The organism is Achromobacter sp. (assembly GCF_049647645.1).
GTDB lineage: Bacteria > Pseudomonadota > Gammaproteobacteria > Burkholderiales > Burkholderiaceae_B > Achromobacter.
Genome location: NZ_JBARYB010000241.1, coordinates 30248 through 50235, shown reverse-complemented (window position 1 = coordinate 50235; position 19988 = coordinate 30248). Strand labels below are relative to the sequence as shown.

14 protein-coding genes are annotated in these 19988 nt (G+C 66.9%); 9 read left to right on the top strand and 5 right to left on the bottom strand.

The genetic code is table 11. From position 1 onward, the window contains the following. Nucleotides 1-9 precede the first annotated feature (9 nt). From prmB to WBB14_RS27810, 6 genes are all read left to right on the top strand, one after another. Complete coding sequence (gene prmB, locus WBB14_RS27835) at nucleotides 10-906, top strand: 50S ribosomal protein L3 N(5)-glutamine methyltransferase (protein WP_424242621.1); 897 nt, start codon at nucleotides 10-12, stop codon at nucleotides 904-906. Next, complete coding sequence (locus tag WBB14_RS27830; protein WP_424242620.1) at nucleotides 903-2837, top strand: ABC-F family ATP-binding cassette domain-containing protein; 1935 nt, start codon at nucleotides 903-905, stop codon at nucleotides 2835-2837. The genes prmB and WBB14_RS27830 overlap by 4 nt, the downstream gene beginning before the upstream one ends. Before the next feature lie 123 nt (nucleotides 2838-2960). Further along, nucleotides 2961-3449 (top strand): RNA polymerase sigma factor, encoded by a 489-nt coding sequence (locus WBB14_RS27825; protein WP_424242619.1) that lies wholly within the window; start codon nucleotides 2961-2963, stop codon nucleotides 3447-3449. Nucleotides 3450-3451: 2 nt separating this feature from the next. Further along, nucleotides 3452-4375 (top strand): FecR family protein, encoded by a 924-nt coding sequence (locus WBB14_RS27820; protein WP_424242618.1) that lies wholly within the window; start codon nucleotides 3452-3454, stop codon nucleotides 4373-4375. 117 nt (nucleotides 4376-4492) lie between these two features. Next, on the top strand, nucleotides 4493-7129 hold the full coding sequence (locus WBB14_RS27815) for a TonB-dependent receptor plug domain-containing protein (protein ID WP_424242617.1): 2637 nt from the start codon (nucleotides 4493-4495) through the stop codon (nucleotides 7127-7129). Beyond that, the gene (locus tag WBB14_RS27810; RefSeq protein WP_424242616.1) at nucleotides 7102-8295 is read left to right on the top strand and encodes a cytochrome-c peroxidase; all 1194 of its coding nucleotides are present in this window, start codon (nucleotides 7102-7104) and stop codon (nucleotides 8293-8295) included. Before WBB14_RS27815 ends, WBB14_RS27810 begins: the two co-directional genes overlap by 28 nt. A 65-nt stretch (nucleotides 8296-8360) precedes the next feature. On the opposite strand, the gene WBB14_RS27805 is transcribed toward WBB14_RS27810, so the two are convergent. From WBB14_RS27805 to WBB14_RS27795, 3 genes are read right to left on the bottom strand one after another with little or no spacing between them, the layout of a single operon-like run. Beyond that, nucleotides 8361-8666, bottom strand: a complete 306-nt coding sequence (locus WBB14_RS27805; protein WP_424242615.1) for a chorismate mutase — start codon at nucleotides 8664-8666, stop codon at nucleotides 8361-8363. A 5-nt stretch (nucleotides 8667-8671) separates the two neighbouring features. Continuing rightward, complete coding sequence (locus WBB14_RS27800; RefSeq protein ID WP_424242614.1) at nucleotides 8672-10966, bottom strand: UvrD-helicase domain-containing protein; 2295 nt, start codon at nucleotides 10964-10966, stop codon at nucleotides 8672-8674. Beyond that, complete coding sequence (locus tag WBB14_RS27795; RefSeq protein ID WP_424242613.1) at nucleotides 10963-12171, bottom strand: DesA family fatty acid desaturase; 1209 nt, start codon at nucleotides 12169-12171, stop codon at nucleotides 10963-10965. Before WBB14_RS27795 ends, WBB14_RS27800 begins: the two co-directional genes overlap by 4 nt. 441 nt (nucleotides 12172-12612) lie before the next feature. Here WBB14_RS27795 and WBB14_RS27790 point away from each other — a divergent pair, with 441 nt between their 5' ends. Then, nucleotides 12613-12921, top strand: coding sequence for a hypothetical protein (locus tag WBB14_RS27790; RefSeq protein ID WP_424242612.1), 309 nt, complete (start codon nucleotides 12613-12615; stop codon nucleotides 12919-12921). Nucleotides 12922-12935: 14 nt separating this feature from the next. Here WBB14_RS27790 and WBB14_RS27785 read toward each other — a convergent pair whose 3' ends face one another. Next, nucleotides 12936-14297: an RsmB/NOP family class I SAM-dependent RNA methyltransferase gene (locus tag WBB14_RS27785; protein WP_424242664.1), complete on the bottom strand. Its 1362-nt coding sequence runs from the start codon at nucleotides 14295-14297 to the stop codon at nucleotides 12936-12938. 1081 nt (nucleotides 14298-15378) lie between these two features. After that, complete coding sequence (gene purN, locus WBB14_RS27780) at nucleotides 15379-16035, bottom strand: phosphoribosylglycinamide formyltransferase (RefSeq protein ID WP_424242663.1); 657 nt, start codon at nucleotides 16033-16035, stop codon at nucleotides 15379-15381. Nucleotides 16036-16169: 134 nt separating this feature from the next. Here purN and WBB14_RS27775 point away from each other — a divergent pair, with 134 nt between their 5' ends. Both WBB14_RS27775 and ileS read left to right on the top strand, forming a co-directional pair. Further along, nucleotides 16170-17135 carry a bifunctional riboflavin kinase/FAD synthetase gene (locus WBB14_RS27775; RefSeq protein ID WP_424242611.1) on the top strand — a complete coding sequence of 322 codons (966 nt, stop codon included), beginning with the start codon at nucleotides 16170-16172 and terminating at the stop codon, nucleotides 17133-17135. Next, on the top strand, nucleotides 17125-19986 hold the full coding sequence (ileS, locus tag WBB14_RS27770; protein WP_424242610.1) for an isoleucine--tRNA ligase: 2862 nt from the start codon (nucleotides 17125-17127) through the stop codon (nucleotides 19984-19986). The genes WBB14_RS27775 and ileS overlap by 11 nt, the downstream gene beginning before the upstream one ends. Nucleotides 19987-19988 lie beyond the last annotated feature (2 nt).

Here is a 19988-nt window from a genome sequence, read left to right as displayed (position 1 = left end):
AAGCCTCACATGTATCAATCCGCCCGCCAAGAACTGCTGACCCTGCGCGACCTCATCCGTTATGGCGTGTCGCGCCTGAACGGCGCCCAGGTGGCGCTGGGGCACGGCAGCGACAACGCCTGGGACGAGGCGGTCTACCTGACGCTGCACGCCTTGCACCTGCCGCTGGACACGCTGGAGCCCTTTCTGGACGCCCGCGTGCTCAGCGAAGAGCGCAACCGCGTGCTCGAACTGATCGACCGCCGCGTGACCGAGCGCCTGCCCGCCGCCTACCTCACCAACGAGGCCTGGCTGCGCGGCCACCGCTTCTACGTGGACCAGCGCGTCATCGTGCCGCGCTCGCCCATCGCGGAACTGCTGGACCAGGGCCTCGCGCCCTGGGTGCAGGATGCGCTGGCGGTTGAAAACGTGCTGGACATGTGCACGGGCTCCGGCTGCCTGGCGATCCTGTCGGCGCTGGCCTTCCCGTACGCCCACGTGGACGCGGTCGACGTGTCGGCGGACGCGCTGGAAGTGGCGCGCCGCAACGTCGACGACTACGGCCTGGCGGACCGCCTGGACCTGCACGCAAGCAATCTGTTCGACGACCTGCCCGAACGTCAGTACGACGTGATCATCTGCAATCCGCCTTACGTCAACAGCGGCTCGATGGACGCGCTGCCCCAGGAATACCGCCACGAACCGCAGTTGGCCCTGGCCGGCGGCGACGACGGCATGGACCTGGTGCGCCGCATCCTGGAAGCGGCGCCGCGGTTCCTGACCCCGGAAGGCGTGCTGGTGCTGGAGATCGGCCACGAGCGCGACTTCTTCGAAGCCGCGTTCCCGCAATTGTCGCCCGTGTGGCTGGATACCGAAGAAGCCTCCGACCAGCTTCTGCTGCTTACCCGCGAGCAACTGAGCCTGTGATACGCGCTACTGGATTGACCCTGCGCCGCGGCACCAAGGTGCTGCTGGACGGCGCCGAATTCGTTGTGCATCCCGGTGAACGCGTGGGCATCGTGGGCAAGAACGGCGCGGGCAAGTCCTCGCTGTTCGCGCTCTTGACCGGCGCGCTGGACCTGGACGCCGGCACGCTGGCCGTGCCCGCCGGCTGGCGCATCGCCAGCGTCAAGCAGGAACTGGAAGCGGACGAACGCCCGGCGCGCGAATTCGTCATCGACGGCGACACCCACCTGCGCGAACTGCAGGCGCGCCGCGCCGAACTGACGGATGAGCAAGGCACCCAGATCGCCGAAGTGGAAGCGGCGCTGGTGGAAGCCGGCGCCTGGAGCGCGGCCTCGCGCGCCGAGCAACTGCTGGCCGGCCTGGGTTTCAAGCCGGCCGAATGGATGCAGCCGGTAGAGAGCTTTTCCGGCGGCTGGCGCATGCGTCTGGCCCTGGCCCGCGCGCTGATGGCCCCGTCCGAATTGCTGCTGCTGGACGAGCCCACCAACCACCTGGATCTGGACGCCATGCTGTGGCTGGAGAAATGGCTGGCCGCCTACCCCGGCACCGTCATGCTGATCTCCCACGACACCGAGTTCCTGGACGCGGTGGCCAAGTCCATTTTGCATTTCGACCACGCCAAGCTGGTGCGCTACCGCGGCGGCTATGGCGACTTCCTGACGCAGCGCGCCGAGCGCTTGCGCCAGACCAATATCGCCTACGAACGCCAGACCCGCGAGGCGGCCCGGCTGCAAGGCTTCATCGACCGCTTCAAGGCCAAGGCGTCCAAGGCCAAGCAGGCGCAAAGCCGCGTCAAGGCGCTGGCCCGCATGCAGGTGCTGGCGCCCTTGCACGCCGAAGCGGGCATTGACATCCGCATCCCCTCGCCCGATCAGGTGCCGGATCCGCTCCTGACCCTGGAACACCTGTCGGCTGGCTATACGGATGCCGACGGCAACGCCGTGCCGATCCTGCGCGACGTGACGCTGATGGTGCGCGCCGGCAGCCGCGTCGGCGTGCTGGGCGCCAACGGCGCCGGCAAGAGCACGCTGATCAAGACCCTGGCCGAGGAACTGCCGGTGCAGGCGGGCGAACGACGCGCGTCGCGCGGCTTGGCGATCGGCTATTTCCATCAGCACCAGCTGGACATGCTGGACGTGGACAGCACGCCCATCGCCCATCTGGCGCGCCTGGCCCCCGACGCCCGCGAACAGGAGCTGCGCAACTACCTGGGCGGCTTCGGCTTTTCGGGCGATACGGTAACCAGCAAGGTCGGCCCCATGTCCGGCGGCGAGAAAGCGCGCCTGGCGCTGTCCCTGATCGTTTGGCAAAAGCCCAACCTGCTGCTGCTGGACGAACCCAGCAACCACCTGGACGTGGAAACGCGCGAGGCCCTGGCCGCCGCGCTGGCGGACTTCGGCGGCAGCATGCTGCTGGTCTCGCACGACCGCCATCTGCTGCGCACCACCGTGGACAGCTTCTGGATCGTGGCCGATGGCGCGGTGTGCGAGTTCGACGGCGACCTGGAAGACTACCGGGACTGGCTCGCCGCCCGCAACGCCGGCGAACGCGCGGAAGCCGCGCGCGAAAACGCCGAAGGCAATGAACCGGTGGTGGACCGCAAGGCCCAGCGCCGCGCCGAGGCCGAGCAACGCCAACGCCTGTCCGCCCTGCGCAAACCGCTGGAATCCAAGCTCGCCAAAGTCGAGGCCGAAATGGAGAAGCTGCGCGCCAAGCTGCACGCGCTGGACGCCATCATCGCCGACCCGGACCTGTACTCGGACGCGCGCCGCGCCGAGCGCCAGAAGGTCATGGCCGAACACGGCGAACACGGCAAGCGCATGGACGAGCTGGAAGAGCAGTGGCTGGAAATCCAGGGTTCCCTGGAAGAAATCGAACAGTCCGAGGCCTGACGGCCCGCGGCGGGCGCCCTGCCCGCCGCCGCTTCCTTCGACCTGGATCGTCTGGTAATAGCAATCGTTATCATTTATACTCTGCCGCGAATTTGACTCTATCTGGCGCCCGGCGCCGGCGACATGTCTTCGCTCACGGATGTATTTCTCCGCCATTACCGAGAGGTGCTGGGTTTCCTCTCTTTGCGCACCGGCTCGCGCGACGTCGCGCAGGACTGCGCGCAGGACACCTGGATCAAGCTGGCGGAATTCAAGGACAGGACGCGCCCTGACAACGACCGCGCCTACGTATTCCGCGTGGCCGCCAATATCGCCACCGACTGGCACCGACGCCGCAGCCGCGAACTGGCGGCCACCGCCGATTACGCGGCCTCGCGGCCTCCCCAGCACGAACCCGACACCCTGGATGTCGCCGTCGCGCGGCAGATGCTGCGCCGGCTGGAAGCCGCCCTGCTTGCCCAACCCCCCCGCAGCCTGGACGTGTTCGTACTGCACCGACACGAAGGCCTGAGCTATCGCGCCATCGCCGAACGTTTCGCGATCTCGGTCAGCGCCGTGGAGAAGCACATGATGCGCATCCTGCTGGCCTGCGACCAGGCGCTGGCGTCCTGACCATGGCTTCCCCCCGTCCCCGAAGCGCCCAGGAAGAAGCGTCGCGCTGGGTCGTGCGCCACAGCGGCCAGGGCATGGACGCCCAGGCCCAGGCCGAGTTCGAAGCCTGGTACCGCGCGGACGCCAGCCATGCCGACGCCTATGAGCGGCTGGCGCGCCTGTGGCGGCGGATGGGCGAAATCGAACGCGGCAAGCTGGCGCCGCGGCGCACACGCAAGCGTGCCGCGGTAGCGGCGTTGGCGCTGCTGGCAACAGCCGGGCCGGCCTGGCTACTGCTGCGCACGGTCCATCCCGGCGCTGATTACACGACCAGCGCCGAAGTGCGCCGCGTGGTCCTGCCCGACGGCTCCAGCGCCACGCTGGATGCGGATTCGGCCATCGCCATCGATTTCGCGCCGGGCAAGCGCGAGGTCCGGCTCCTGGCCGGACGGGCGTTGTTCACGGCCGCAGCGCGCGCTCCCGACGGCGCGGATTTCACGGTAGTGACGCCAGACGCCTCCGCCGCCGCGCTGGGTACCCGCTATTCCGTCGCGCGCGAAGCCGATGGCACGCACGTGAAGGTCTACGAACATCGCGTGGCGGTCCAGTGCCTGACCTGCCAGGATGGGCAGAGCCTGGCGCTGGACGCGGGCCAGGGAGCTGCGGTGTCGGCAACAGGCATCCTCCGCCTCGCCGCCGCTCCACCAGAACCGGCGCCGGATTGGAGCCAGGGGCTGCTGGCATTCAACAACGTCGCCTTGCCCGAAGCCGCGGCTCGGCTCTCCCGCTATGGCGGCAAGCACATCCTGGTGCTAGGCGAGGCAGCACGGGGTTTGCGTGTGTCGGGTACCGCCAGCATCGGCGATTCCAAGCGCGCGCTGGTGCTGCTGCTGGCGCAGGCCAAGGTCGGCATCACCGAACTGCCCGGCCTGCTGATCGTGCGCTAAAGCTCATGACCAATCAGTAAATGAGAATCGATATAAATTATTCATGAGCAATCCGGTGAGGTAAGCCACGCCTGGACACGTCCTACGGCTGATATCAACACCCGCCTGGACGCATTCATGCTGTTTCACCCCACCAACCGCCGGCGCGCCCGCCGGTCTGGCGCTTCGGCGGCGCTGCTCATCGCCGCCTTGATCGCGGTCTCACCGAGCGTCGCCCAGCCCGCCGCGCCCGCCGCCTACGACCTGCCGGCGCAACCGCTGGGTGAGGCGCTGCTGGCGCTGGGCCGGCAAGCCGGCCTGGAGATTTCTTTTCCGCCGGCGGCGGTGGCGGGCAAGACCTCGCCCCCGCTACAGGGAGAATATTCGCCGCTGCTCGCGCTGAACCACCTGCTGGCCGGGTCCGGGCTGGCGCTGCGCGCGGATGGCCCGGACCGCTACATCGTCTACGTGGACAAGACCAATCAGTTTTCCGCCCTGCGCCTGGACGCCGTGCGGGTCTACGGCGAACAGGTCGGCGAGCGCATCTATACCCGCGAGGACATCGCCGAGACGCCCAGCTCCAACCGCGACCTCAGCACGCTGGTGGCGACGCATCCGGCGGTGCGCACCAACCCTGGCGCCGCCGGCTCGCAGAACCGCGGCTCGCTCAATGTGGAGGACATTTCATTCCACGGCTCCAGCCCCTACCAGAACCTGTTCCAGCTCGACGGCATGGAAGCGACCAACCGCGTGGATCCGGCCAGCAAGAACCTGAACCTGCAAGTCGGCAATGTGCCCAGCAATCCGCAGTCGTACTTTGTCGACACCAGTTTGCTGGAGGAAGTGCGCGTGCACGACAGCTTCGTGCCGGTGGAGTATGGCCGCTTCACGGGCGGGGTCGTGGATGCGAGATTGCGCCGGTTCTCGGGCGAAAACCGGCTCAACCTCGATTACCGCTGGAACACCTCCAAGATGACGCGGCAGGAAGTGGCCGAGGGAGATCAGAACAGCTGGGCGCAGGGCAAGCCGGGCTATTCGCCGGAATGGAAGAAGCGCTTCTATTCGGCGGTCGGCGACCTTGCCTTCAATGAAAAATCAGGCGCCGTGCTGGCCATGTCGCGGCGCGAATCGGACATCACGCGCTGGAACATGGGCGTGGATGGCAAGGGACAGCCGGCTCCGGGCCAGGACGCCTACAGCGACCGCATCGACAACTTCCTGGGCAAGTTCAGTGTGCGCGCCAGCGCCGATACCACGGCCGACCTGACGCTGAAATACAGCGACCGCAGCGAAACCCTGGCCAGCGACCTGTTCCGGCACACCCGTTGGGACAACAACCACGGGGCCCGCGGCATCGGCGCGAACGTGGATCACTACTTCCAGGGCGGACGGCTTGCGCTGCAGGCTGGCTGGGACCGTACGCTGAGCAATCGCGAGTCCATAGGCGATGAGCTCGTGACCTTCCGCCCCTACCGGCTGCCGCTGTACACGGCGGGCGGCTTCGGCAAGGAACAGACGCGGCAGGACACCTGGACGCTGAAGAGCCGGGTCGATCTGGATCCCGTGCGCACGGGCGTGTTTACGCACATTCCGTACGCAGGCGTCGAGTTGAATCAAGTACAGGCGAACTTCGAGCGGTTCCAGGAAAGCCACTCCTACCAGCGCGCCTACAGCCGCGACGGCAGCTATCGGGATTTCAGCAAGGTGCGCTACCTGCCCGGCACCGTGGACGTGAACTACAACATGGCCAGTCTGTACCTGTCGGACCGCATCGAATGGGAGCGGCTGGCGTTGGATGCCGGCCTGCGCTACGACCGCGAGACTTTCCTCGGCAACAACAACGTTTCGCCGCGCACGCGGCTGGACTGGGATGTACTCGGTTCGGGCGACACCCTGCTCAGCGCCGGCTGGTCGCGCTACTACGGCTCCAGCGTACTGGTAACGGCGCTAGAAGAAGAACGAAGCCGCCTGCGGCGTCAGGTGCTGGACAAGGACGGCCTCCCCGTGGCCGACGGCAGCAAGGAGTACTACGTTCAGTACAAGGGCTTGCGCATGCCGTATGACGACGAATGGGCGGTCTCGCTGCGCCAGCGCATGGCGGGCATGGAAGGCGTGCTGAGCTATGTGCGGCGCAATGGCCGCGACCAGTGGACCAAGACCGGCAACGACAAGGACGGCTACCGCTACACCAACGAAGGCCTGTCCACCACCGACGGCGTGAGCCTGTCGGTGCGCACGCTGGAGCCCTGGCGCCTGGGCGAAACGCGCTGGAATATGCAGGCGTCCTGGAGCTGGCAGAAGCGCAAGACCAACGCCGACCTGGTCGAAGGCTATAACGGCGATGCGCGGGATCCTGACGAATATGTGATCTACAACGGCTCGCGCACGCGCGCCATCGACCTGCCGCCGTCCACCTTCTACCAGCCGCAAGTCGCCACCCTCAGCCTGCTCGGCGCATGGCCGCGCGCGGGCCTGACCTGGAGCAACATGGTGAACTGGCGCAGCAAGCGCGACGCCACCATCTACGTGGGACTGGGCCCCCGGCCCGACTACCTGGACCGGTTCGTCTCCGGCGAGGTTCCGTCCTATTGGACCTGGGACACCAAGCTCGCCTGGAATCCCACCTTCGCGCGCAGCCTGGAATTCACGGTCGAAGTCCTGAACGTGCTGGACCGCAAGCCCGCCGTGACGGCCAGCAACCCGAACCTCAAGACCAACCGCAGTACCTATCAGACGGGACGGGAGCTATGGCTGCAAGTCGGTTACCGCTTCTGATCCTGGGCGTCGCGCTGGCGCTGGCAGCGCCTCTGGCTCGCGGGCACGGCGGCCCGAGCCAGACGCCAGCCGCCGGTCCGTCCGGCTGCCATGGGCCAGCGGGCTGGGACGCCGCTTGCCTGCGGCCGCACTACTCGGGATCGCCCGAGTCTTGGCCCGCGCCTTCCATCGATCCCGGCCTGGCCTGGCGCGAATGGGAAGCCGTGCCGCCAGCCGCCAGTCCGCCTCTGAGCTGGACCGCCGCCAATCCGGGCCAGCAGGAGTTGGCCGCCGATGTAGCGCGTCCGGCGGTCGTGGCCCTGGGACAAATGCTGTTCTTCGATACCCGGTTGTCGCGCAAGGGACAGGTATCCTGTGCTTCCTGTCACCTGCCGCAGCGCGCCTTCACGGATGGGCTCGCGCTGGCCGTTGGCGAAGACAAGCTGATGGGCAGGCGGCGCTCAACCCCGCTGTATGCGGCTCCATTCGCGCCACGACTGTTCTGGGACGGACGCGCCGCCAGCCTCAAGGAACAGGTGCTGGGCCCCATCCATGATCCCCGGGAGATGAACCATGACGCCAGCGGCGTCGTGGCGCGGCTGCTGGCGGCTGATCCTTATCCGGCGCAGTTCTTGCTGGCGTTCGGCGCAGCCGCCGCGCCGCAGCCGCCGGTGGACGCGGACCGCTTGGCGCGCGCGTTGGCGGCCTACGTCGCCACGCTGCGTCCCGAGCCGACACGCTTTGACGAATTCCTGGAGGGCCGTGCCAAGGCGCTGGACGATACCGAATTGATCGGCATGCATCTGTTCCGCACCCAGGCGCGATGCATGAATTGCCACAGCGGCCCGATGCTGACCGACCATCGGTTCCACAATATCGGCCTGTCGTTCTATGGCCGCCGCAATCAGGATCTGGGCCGCTACGAAGCCACCCGCGATCCCGCCGACCTGGGCAAGTTCCGCACGCCCAGCCTGCGCAATGTGTCGCGGGCCGGGCCGTGGATGCACAACGGCTTGTTCGCGGACCTGAAGGGACTGCTGCGGATGTACAACGCCGGCATGGGCCGCGAACCGGCGCCCGCCGATCCGCCCGATCCTTATGCGCCGCGCAAGTCCGAGCACATCCGGCCGCTGGAACTGAGCGCGGACGAGATCGACGCCTTGCTGGCGTTCATGCGGGTCTTGTAGGGGGAAGGGAAAGGCGGCGCCCGGGAGCTTGCAGATGCAGGCTACCATGCGCCGCCGGCCTGGCATTACGAGTACGGACGCTCGCGCAGGCGGGTATGGTGGTCGACCACGGTGTCGATCACTTCACGCAGTATGGTTTCGCCAAGAGCGGGCGGCACGCCCGCCTCTTGCGCCAGGCGGCGGATGCGCTCGACCTGCTGTTCCTCGCGTTCGGGATCCACCAGGTCCATGCCCAGGTCGCGCTTGAGCTCGCCTATCATGTCCGTGCAACGGAACCGCACGCCCAGCAACAGCATGATCTGCTGATCGATTTCATCGACCTCGGCGCGCAGCGACGCCAACTCGGCTTTGGGAGAATCGTTGTTGGCCATGTGTCTCAACCCTGAACAATATCGAGTTTGGCGATGCCCAGCGCCAAGGTCTTGGCGCCCACGTCGCGGAACTGGATTTCAGCCTGGGCGTCCTGCCCTGCGCCGCTCAAGCCTATGATCGTGCCCTCGCCGAACCGCGCGTGATGCACGCCCTGACCTACACGATACTGCTTGTCGCCCACCGTGACGCCAGTGGTGACGCTGCGCGCTTGACGCGGCGCAATGGTATTGGTGGCCTTGCGTCCGAAAGCGTCGCCGCGATTGCCGCCGCCCCAGCCCGCGCCCGTGCTGCCGACCTGGGCCAAACCGGCCTTGGGCGACAGCCACTTCAAGTGCTGTTCCGGAATTTCATCCAGGAAGCGGGAACGCATCGCGTAGCGCGTCTGGCCATGCAGCATCCGGCTTTGCGCCAGGCTGATGTACAGGCGCTGCCGCGCGCGCGTGATGGCCACGTACATGAGGCGGCGCTCTTCCTCCAACCCGGAAGCTTCCAGGACGCTGTTCTCGTGCGGGAACAGCCCCTCTTCCAGGCCAGTGATGAACACGGCGTCGAACTCCAGGCCCTTGGCCGCATGCACGGTCATGAGCTGCACGGCGTCCTGGCCCTGCTGGGCCTGGTTGTCGCCGGCTTCCAGCGCCGCATGCGACAGGAACGCCGCCAGCGGGGTCAGGCCGTCGGAGGCCACGATGGGCGCATCCACCACGCCCGCATTGAGCGTGGATGTCGTGTCCTGTTCGGGCACCACGCCGGCGGGCATGCCGTCGTAGTTTTCCTCGGACGCGAACACGGCCGCGGCGGTGATCAGTTCGTTCAGGTTTTCCAGCCGTTCCGCGCCTTCGCGTTCGGCCTTGTAGTGCGCGTTCAGGCCGCTGGTCTCGAGCATGTGCTCGACCATTTCCGGCAATGGCAGATCGCGCGTCTCTTCGATCAGGCGATGGATCAACTGCGCGAACTGCGCCAGGTTGGAGCCGCCCTTGCCGGGCACCAGCGCCACGGCCGCATACAGGCTGGTGTCATGCGTGCGCGCTGCGTCGCCCAATTGCTCCAGCGTGCGCGCGCCGATGCCGCGCGTGGGGAAGTTGACGACCCGCATCCACGAGGTGTCGTCGTGCGGGTTGGCCATCAGGCGCAGGTAGGCCAGCGCGTGCTTGATTTCCTGGCGCTCGAAAAAGCGCAGGCCGCCATACACCTTGTAGGGAATGCCAGCGGAAAAGATGGCGTGTTCCAGCACGCGTGACTGCGCGTTGCTGCGGTAGAGCACGGCGATTTCGCGGCGCAGGCTGCCTTCGCGGATCAGGGAGCGGATCTCATCCACGATCCACTGCGCTTCCATGCCATCGGACGGCTGCTCGATGACGCGCACCGGCTCGCCCTCGCCCTGTTCGGTCCAGAGGTTCTTGCCCAACCGGCCGGTGTTGTGGCCGATCAGCGCGTTGGCCGAGTCCAGGATGTGGCCAAAGGAACGGTAATTCTGCTCCAGGCGGATCACGGTCCCACGCGCGTAATCGCGCTCGAAGTCGGCCATGTTGCCGACGTTGGCGCCGCGGAACGCGTAGATGGATTGGTCGTCGTCTCCCACCGCGAAGATCGCAGCGCCGCCGCCGGCCAACAGGCGCAGCCACTTGTACTGCAGCGTGTTGGTGTCCTGGAACTCGTCGACCAGGATGTGGCGGAAGCGGCGCTGGTAGTGCTCGCGCACGGGCGCGTTGCGCGACAGCAGTTCGTAGGCGCGCAGCAGCAGCTCGGCGAAGTCCACCACGCCCTCGCGCAGGCACTGGGCCTCGTAGAGCTGGTAGATCTCGATCAGGCGGCGGCGATGAGCGTCGTAGGCTTCGACGTCGGCCGGGCGCAAGCCCTCTTCCTTGGAGCCGTTGATGAAGCGCTGCACATCGCGGGGAGGATACTTCTCGTCGTCGACGCCATTGGCCTTCATCAGCCGCTTGATCGCCGCCAGTTGGTCGGTGACGTCCAGGATCTGGAAGCTTTGCGGCAGGCCGGCGTCGCGGTGATGCGCGCGCAGCATGCGGTTGCACAGGCCGTGGAAGGTGCCGATCCACAGGCCGCGCGTATCGATCGGCAGGATGGCCGACATGCGCGCGAGCATCTCGCGCGCCGCCTTGTTGGTGAACGTGACCGCCAGAAGCCCAAAAGGCGAGGCCTGGCCGGTTTGAATCAGCCAGGCCATGCGGGTGGTGAGCACCCGGGTCTTGCCGCTGCCCGCCCCGGCCAGGACCAGGGCGTGCTGCGGTTCTAACGTTACTGCGGCGCGTTGTTCAGGGTTGAGCTTCTCTAGCATCATGCCGCGTAGCGGCGCAGACGTTGAGCGAATTGCTCGAGCCCGGCGATGCCGCTTTGCTGGGCGCGCTGGCACCAGGCCTGCAGGTCATGAAGGAGCTGTTCGCTGCTGGCGCTGGAGCTTTCCCAGATGCGGCCGAGTTCGCGGCGCATCTGCACCAGCGTGGCCAGCGACTTGTTCTGGGCGATGGCCTGATCCACGGCGGCGAGCTGTTCCGGTTGGAGGATGTCCTCGTTGCGGTGGATGGCGCGGCGCACGCTATGCAGCTTGGTCCAGTCGCATTCGGCGCTGTTCTTGTTGCGCGAATCCTTCAGCTTGGCCATTTCTTCGCGGGCAGCGCTCTTGATCACGTCCGCATAGCGGGCCATGACTTCGTAGCGGTGCGTGATCACGCCTTGCAGGGTGCGCAGGTCGATGCCGGTCTTGGAATCGTCCAGCTTGAGCTTGGGCGCAACCTTCTTGATCTTGGCCAGGCCAAAGAACTTCAGGATGTTGATGTAGCACCAGCCGATGTCGAACTCGTACCACTTGGCCGAGAACTTGGCCGATGTGCCGTGGGCGTGGTGGTTGTTGTGCAGCTCTTCGCCGCCAATCACGATGCCCCAGGGGAACACGTTGGTGCTGGTGTCCGGGCTGTTGTAGTTGCGGTAGCCCCAGTAGTGGCCGATGCCGTTGACGACGCCGGCGGCCCAGAAGGGAATCCAGGCCATCTGCACCGCCCACACCGTGACGCCGATGGCGCCGAACAGGGCGACGTCGATGGCGAGCATGCTCAGCACGCCCCACAGGCTGTGCTTGCTGTAGACGTTGCGCTCGAGCCAGTCGTCAGGCGTGCCGTGGCCGAACTTGGCCATGGTTTCCTTGTTGTTCGATTCTTCGCGGTACAGTTCCGCGCCGCGGAACAGCACCTTCCAGATGCCGAACAGGATGGGCGAATGGGGATCGCCTTCCTTTTCGCACTTGGCGTGGTGCTTGCGGTGAATGGCCACCCATTCCTTGGTGACCATGCCGGTCGTCATCCAGAGCCAGAAGCGGAAGAAGTGCATGACGGCCGGATGCAGATCCAGACCACGGTGCGCTTGGCTGCGATGGAGGAAAACCGTGACCGCCACAATCGTGATGTGCGTCACAACCAGAGTGAACACGACGACCTGCCACCAGGTAGCTTGGGTCAGACCGCCGGCAATGAAGGAAAGGATGTAATCCATAAAGCTGTTAGGAGCCTCGCTAGAGAAGTGCCTGGAGTTTAGCTTACCTTGACCGACTTATGACAAGGTAGTTTCAAAATAGTTTTTGAGCGAAATCAAGGACTAAGCCTCGGTTTTTCAGGGCAAAAAACCACTCTCGCCGCCAGAAACGAAGGTTGCGAGGCCGAGCCTTGCGGCACGCGGCGCTAGGGCCGTCCTCCCCAGGGAACGTGGGGGCATACGCGAAGGCGCAAGGTTTTGGCTGGATTTCGCCGTTAAAGTTCCTGTCAGCAAGGCGTCTGGCCTTGAAGCGGACTTGCGGCAGGTGCACACTGCGGGTGCTTTGCTGACCCAACTGTCTCTTTTGCCCCACTGATGTTGCTGAAAAAAATACGTCCCCATTTAATTTACGCCCTGGCCGCGCTGGGAACGGCGCTGCCCTCCTCCGTTCCCGCACAGACGATGAAGTCGGGCGACGTCGCCGTATTGGCCTCGTACTACGAGATCCGAGGATCGGACTGCCTGGCGCTGCGCGCGCCGCGGGTATCGCTGACCATGATGCCGCGCCTGGGCAAGGCCAACATCATGCAGACGCGCGGCCAGTCCAGCGATTCCGGCCGCTGCGCGTATCAGACCGTGCCGGTGTCCCAGGTGGTCTACCAAGCGGACCAGGCGGGCAGTGACGCCCTGGCCTGGGAGGTGAAGTACCAGAACAAAGCCCTGGGCACGAGGCGCTACAGCGCCACGGTGGTGGTGACGCCGGGTCCCTGACCCGGCGCGCCCGTTCAGGCCGGCTGATCCTGCGGACCGGCCGCGGCTTCCTCGGCCGGCGTTTCTGCCGATGCTTCTGCCGGCGTTTCAGCAGAAACATCGTCGGCATTCGCCGCCTCGGCGTCCTCGGTCCCGATTGCCGCGCCCTTCTTCCTGCGTTCGAACACCGCCGCGAAGAAACCGTCGGTGCCATGTACGTCGGGACGCAACTGCACGTACGGCCCTTCCAGCTTCAGGGTTTCGCAGCGGGCAGCCAGGATCTCGGCGGCGTCCAGGCGTTCGAAATCGGGGTGGCTGGCCAGGAAGCGCTCCGCCTGCACCTCATTTTCCTCGGCCAGCAGGCTGCAGGTGGCATAAACCAGGCGGCCGCCAGGGGCCACGCAGCGCGCCGCGCTATTGAGTATGCGTTCCTGGAGCTGGCCCAGTTCGGCCAGCGCCTCGGGGTGCTGGCGCCATTTCAGGTCAGGGTTGCGGCGCAGGGTGCCGATGCCGCTGCACGGCGCGTCGACCAGCACGCGCTGGGCCTTGCCGGCCAGGCGTTTCACGCGAGCGTCGTTTTCGCTGTCGATGACCACCGGCACCACGTTCGACAGGCCGCTGCGGGCGAAACGCGGCTTGGCGCGCGCCAGGCGGGCCGCCGACACGTCGAACGCGTACAGGCGGCCGGTGGAGCGCATCAGCGCGCCCAGCAACAGCGTCTTGCCGCCGGCGCCGGCGCAGAAGTCGATGATCATTTCGCCGCGGCGCGGCGCCACCAGCAGGGCCAGCAGTTGGCTGCCCTCGTCCTGGACTTCGATGCTGCCGTTCTCGAACTGCGGCCAGCGATTGATGGCCGGGCGGCCTTCCATGCGGATGCCCCAGGGCGAATACGGCATCGCGACGGGCTCGTAGCGGCCGGCGCCCTGCTGCAATTCAGCCAGCATGGCGTCGCGCTCGACCTTCAGCGGATTGACGCGCAGGTCCAGGCTGGCCTGGCGGTTCAGCGCCTCGATCAGGGTTTCGGGACTGTCCATCGCGCCCAGGCGCTCGTCCAGCCAGTCCGGGATGCTGCCGCGCACAGCGCGCGGCAGCGTCGCCAGGTCGATCTGCGACACGCGCTGCAGCCATTCGGCTTCGGCGGCGTCCATGCCGTCAGCCAGCGCTTCGGCGCCCAGCGTCGCGGCCAGGCCCAAGATGGCCAGGCGACGCGAAGCGGGACCGACACCGCTTTCGCCGAACTGGCGGTAGCGGCGCAGATGGCGCAGCACGTCGTAGACAGCCTCAGCGACTTCGGAACGGTCGCGCGCGCCCAGATTGGGGTGGTGACGCAGCCAGTGCGACAGGGCCGCGTCAGCCGGATAAGTCCACTGCAGGATTTCACCCAGGACGCGCTGCACCTGGTCGATGCGGATGGCCGCATGCGATTGGCGCGGGCGGTTGAATTGGGGCTTCTGCGGCGCACGGTCCTGGCCGCCATGGCCGCCATCCCCGCCGCGCGGGCCTGCGTATTGGCCGCGCTCGCTGCCACGATCGTCGCCTCGCGGGGAACCGTAGGAAGCGCGCTCGCCGCGGTTTTCACCGCGCGGAGCATCATAGGACGGACGCGGACCTGGACGGCCTTCGCGGCGTTCCGAACCATAGGAAGCGCGCTCGCCGCCACGGTTTTCACCGCGCGGGGCGTCATAGGACGGACGCGGACCCGGACGGCCTTCGTGGCGTTCCGAACCATAGGAGGCGCGCTCGCCGCCACGGCCTTCGCCACGCGGGGCGTCATAGGACGGACGCGGACCTGGACGGCCTTCGCGGCGTTCCGAACCGTAGGACGCGCGCTCGCCGCCGCGGTTTTCACCGCGCGGAGCGTCATAGGACGGACGCGGGCCCGGACGGCCTTCCCGGCGTTCCGAACCATAGGAGGCGCGCTCGCCGCCTCGGTTTTCACCGCGCGGGGCGTCATAGGACTGACGCGGGCCCGGACGGCCTTCGCGGCGTTCCGAACCGTAGGACGCGCGCTCGCCGCCTCGGTTTTCACCGCGCGGGGCGTCATAGGACGGACGCGGGCCCGGACGGCCTTCGCGGCGTTCCGAACCATAGGACGCGCGCTCGCCGCCACGGTTTTCACCGCGCGGGGCGTCATAGGACGGACGCGGGCCCGGACGGCCTTCGCGGCGTTCCGAACCGTAGGACGCGCGCTCGCCGCCTCGGCCCTCGCCACGCGGGGCGTCATAGGACGGACGCGGACCCGGGCGGCCACTGGAGCGCTCGTCGCGGCTGCCGCCGGAGCGGTCTTCACGGGCGCTATCGCGCGCGACCGGCGTGCGCGCCTCACCCTTGGGGCGCGAGAAGAAGGACCGACCGTCGCGGCCTTCGGAGGCCGACCTGCCGGCGCCTGCCGGACGGGAACGCGGAGATTGGGGTTTGCTCATGGTGTATTCCAATGGGGCGGAGGGTTTCCGCCCGAAAAATGCGATTCGGGGCCGTTCAAGCGGCCGGCGACCAGGCGAACAGGCGGTCGGGATCGCCCTGCACGTTGACGCGGTGGTCACTGGTCAGGGTAACCCGGCCTTCGGCCAGCCAGCGTACCGCTGCCGGAAAAGCGCGGTGCTCGACGGCCAGCACGCGCTCGGCCAGGGCTTCAGGCGTGTCGCCCGCCAGGACCGGCACGCAGCCCTGGGCGATGATGGGGCCATGGTCCAGCACCGGCGTGACGAAGTGCACGGTGCAGCCATGCACGCGCACCCCGGTCGCCAGCGCCTGGGCATGCGTGTGCAGCCCCGGGAAAGCCGGCAGCAGCGAGGGATGGATGTTCACCAGCCGGCCGGCATAGTGGTTGACGAAGCCCGGGGTCAGCACGCGCATGAAGCCCGCGAGGATGACGTAATCGGGTTCGTAGCGGTCGATTTCAGCGGCCAGCGCGGCATCGAAGGCTTCGCGGCTGGCGTAGTCCTTGTGGTACAGCGCACCGGTGGGGATGCCCTGGTGGGCCGCCCATTCCAGGCCTGCGGCGTCGGGCTTGCTGGCAATGACGGCGGCGACTTCGGCTGGCCAGCCCTCATTGCGGCAGGCTTCGGCCAATGCCTGCATGTTGCTGCCGCGTCCCGAGATCAGGATGACGATGCGGCGCTTGGTGGTAGATATTTCCGGCAAGATAAGGAATTCCAAGGGAAATCGGGCCCGTCCGCCCTCCAGAATCCCGCGTGCGGCAACAGCCTGGACGCGCGTCAGGAGGAAACAGGAACAAACCCGGAATCCAAAATTGTAAACTCTCGCTCGTGAAACCATCGCTGCGCATCTACCGATCCCTGCCCCCGCCCGACCGGCGCGCCCCTTGCGCGCTGACGATCGGCAATTTCGACGGCGTCCACCGCGGACACCAGGCCATGCTGGCGCGCGTCTGCCAGGTCGCGCGCGACCGCAACCTGACGCCCTCCGTGATGACCTTCGAGCCGCATCCGCGGGAGTATTTCGCCACCCTGAATCAACGCCCGGAACTGGCGCCCACCCGCATTTCGGGTTTGCGCGACAAGCTGGCCGCGCTGGCGCGCTACGGTATCTCCCAGGTCGTGGTGGAACGCTTCAACGCTCGCCTGGCTGAAATGTCGGCCAACGCCTTCATCGAACAACTGCTGGTCCAGGGCCTGCACGCCAAGTGGCTGCTGGTGGGCGAGGATTTCCGCTTCGGCCACAAGCGCAGCGGCGACATCGACCTGCTGCGCGAGGCCGGCCTGCGCCATGGCTTCGAGGTGCAGACACTGGCGGACGTGACCGACCAGCAAGGCCACCGGATCTCCAGTTCCGAGGTGCGCACCGCGTTGGCGGTGGGCGATCTGGAACGCGCCCGCCACCTGCTGGGCCACCCGTACCACATCAGCGGCCACGTGATCCACGGCCAGAAGCTGGGTCGCACGCTGGGCTTCCCGACCATGAACCTGCGGGTGGCCGAGCGCTGCGCCGCGCGCTCCGGCATCTACGTGGTGCAGGTCTACGGCCTGGCCGACCGCCCGCTGCCGGCGGTTGCCAGCCTGGGCGTGCGTCCCACAGTCGAAGACCGCGGCCGCGTGCTGCTGGAGTCGCACCTGCTCGACGATACCGTCGACGCTTACGGTAAACTCGTACGCGTCGAATTCCTGCAAAAGCTGCGGGACGAAGAAAAATTTCCTGACCTCCCTTCCCTGACTGCCGCCATCGCCGAAGACGCGCGAAACGCGCGCGCCTATTTTGCCGTTCATGGACTATAAAAAGACCCTCAACCTGCCCGATACCTCCTTCCCCATGCGGGGCGACCTCGCCAAGCGCGAGCCCGCCTGGATTTCGCAGTGGGAGGAAAACCACGTCTACCAGGCGATCCGCGCGGCCAGCCGCGGCCGGCCGCGCTTCGTGCTGCACGACGGCCCGCCCTACGCCAACGGCGACATACACATCGGCCACGCGGTCAACAAGATCCTGAAGGACATCATCGTCAAGAGCCGCAACATGGCCGGCTATGACGCGCACTACGTGCCGGGCTGGGACTGTCACGGCATGCCGATTGAAATCCAGATCGAAAAGAAGTACGGCAAGCACCTGCCCGTGGCCGAAGTGCAGTCCAAGGCCCGCGCCTACGCGCTCGAGCAGATCGACCGCCAGCGCAAGGACTTCAAGCGCCTGGGCGTGCTAGGCGAGTGGGATCGTCCCTACATGACGATGAACTTCAGCAATGAAGCCGACGAAATCCGCGCGCTGGGCCGCATCCTGGACAAGGGCTATGTGTTCCGCGGCCTGAAGCCCGTGAACTGGTGCTTCGACTGCGGCTCGGCCCTGGCCGAAGCCGAGGTCGAATACGCCGACCGCGTCGACCCGGCGGTGGACGTGGCCTTCCCGTTCGCCGAACACGCCAAGCTGGCCAGCGCCTTCGGCCTGGAATCGGTCGACGACGGCGCCATCGTCATCTGGACCACCACGCCCTGGACCATCCCGTCCAACCAGGCGCTGAACCTGCACCCCGAAATCGAATACGCGCTGGTGCGCGTGACGCCGGTTCCCAAGTTCGGCCCCCTGCTGCTGATCGCCAAGGAACGCGTCGAAGCCTGCCTGAAAGCCTGGAACCTGGAAGGCGAAGTGATCGCCACCGCCCCGGGCGCGGCGCTGTCGGGCATCGAATTCCGCCATCCGCTGGCGCAGTTCAACGCCGCCTACGACCGCAAGTCGCCCGCCTACCTGGGCGACTACGTGACGGCCGACTCCGGCACCGGCGTGGTGCACTCAGCGCCGGCCTACGGCATCGAGGACTTCGTGTCGTGCAAAGAACACGGCATGAAGGACACCGACTTCATCAGCCCGGTCATGGGCGACGGCAAGTATGTGGACAGCCTGGCGCTGTTCGGCGGCCTGTCCATCTGGGACGCCAACCCCAAGATCGTCGAGGCGCTGCAGGAAGCCGGCGCCCTGATGCACGTGGAAAAGCACAAGCACAGCTACATGCACTGCTGGCGCCACAAGACCCCGATCATCTACCGCGCCACCAGCCAATGGTTCGCCGGCATGGACGTGGCCCCCAAGGACGGCGGCCCGACCCTGCGCGAATCGGCCCTGGCCGGTATTGACGCCACGGCCTTCTATCCGGCCTGGGGCCGCGCCCGCCTGCACGCCATGATCGCCAACCGTCCGGACTGGACCCTGTCGCGCCAGCGCCAGTGGGGCACGCCGATGGCCTTCTTCGTGCACAAGCAAACCGGCGAACTGCATCCGCGCACCCCGGAGTTGCTGGAACAGGTGGCGCAGCGCGTCGAGCAGGGCGGCATCGAAGCCTGGCAGACGCTGGATCCGCGCGAACTGCTGGGCGACGAAGCCGACCAGTACGAAAAGAACCGCGACACGCTGGACGTGTGGTTCGACTCGGGCAGCACCCACGCCACGGTGCTGGGCGGCAAGGACGGCGACTTCGCCGGTTCGCATGGCGCTGAACTCGCCTGGCCCGCCGACCTGTACCTGGAAGGCTCGGACCAGCACCGCGGCTGGTTCCATTCGTCCCTCCTGACCGGCTGCATGCTTTACGGCCAGCCGCCCTACAAGGCGCTGCTGACGCACGGCTTCGTGGTGGATGGCCAGGGCCGCAAGATGAGCAAGTCGGTGGGCAACGTGATCGCCCCGCAAAAGGTGTCCGATTCGCTGGGCGCGGAAATCCTGCGCCTGTGGGTGGCCTCCACCGATTACTCGGGCGAACTGTCCATCTCGGACGAGATCCTCAAGCGCGTGGTCGAAGGCTATCGCCGCATCCGCAACACGCTGCGCTTCCTGCTGGCCAATCTGGCCGACTTCGACGCCGTGACGCAGGCCGTGCCCTACGGCGAACTCTTCGAGATCGACCGCTACGCGCTGGCCATGACGGCGCAGATGCAGGCGGAAGTCCAGGCCAACTACGAGCGCTACGACTTCCACCCGGCGGTCTCGCGCCTGCAGACGTTCTGCTCGGAAGACCTGGGCGCGTTCTACCTGGACATCCTGAAGGACCGCCTGTACACCTCGGCCGTGGATAGCCGCGCGCGCCGCTCGGCCCAGACGGCCCTGCTGGACATCACGCAGACGCTGCTCAAGCTGATGGCGCCGATCCTGTCCTTCACGGCCGAAGAAGCCTGGAAGGAACTGGTCAACTCGGCCCTGAAGAACCAGGCCGACGCCGCCCGCACCACCATCTTCACCGAGGTCTACCACGCCCTGCCGCCGTTCGCGGACGCGGACGCCTTGTCGGCCAAGTGGGCCCGCCTGCGCGCCATCCGCGCCGAAGTCCAGCGCAAGCTGGAAGAAGTGCGCACGGCCGGCGACATCGGTTCCTCGCTGCAAGCCGAGGTGGACCTGTACGCCAACGGCGCCGACCAGGAACTGCTGGCCAGCCTGGGCGACGACCTGCGCTTCGTGCTGATCGTGTCGCGCGCCACCGTGCACGCGGGCGAGGGCGAAACCCGCATCGAGGTCACGCCGTCGGCGCACAAGAAGTGCGAGCGCTGCTGGCACTGGCGCCTGGACGTGGGCCAGGACGCCGACCACCCCGAGATCTGCGGCCGCTGCGTCTCCAATCTGTTCGGCTCGGGCGAAGCCCGCGACAAGGCTTGAGC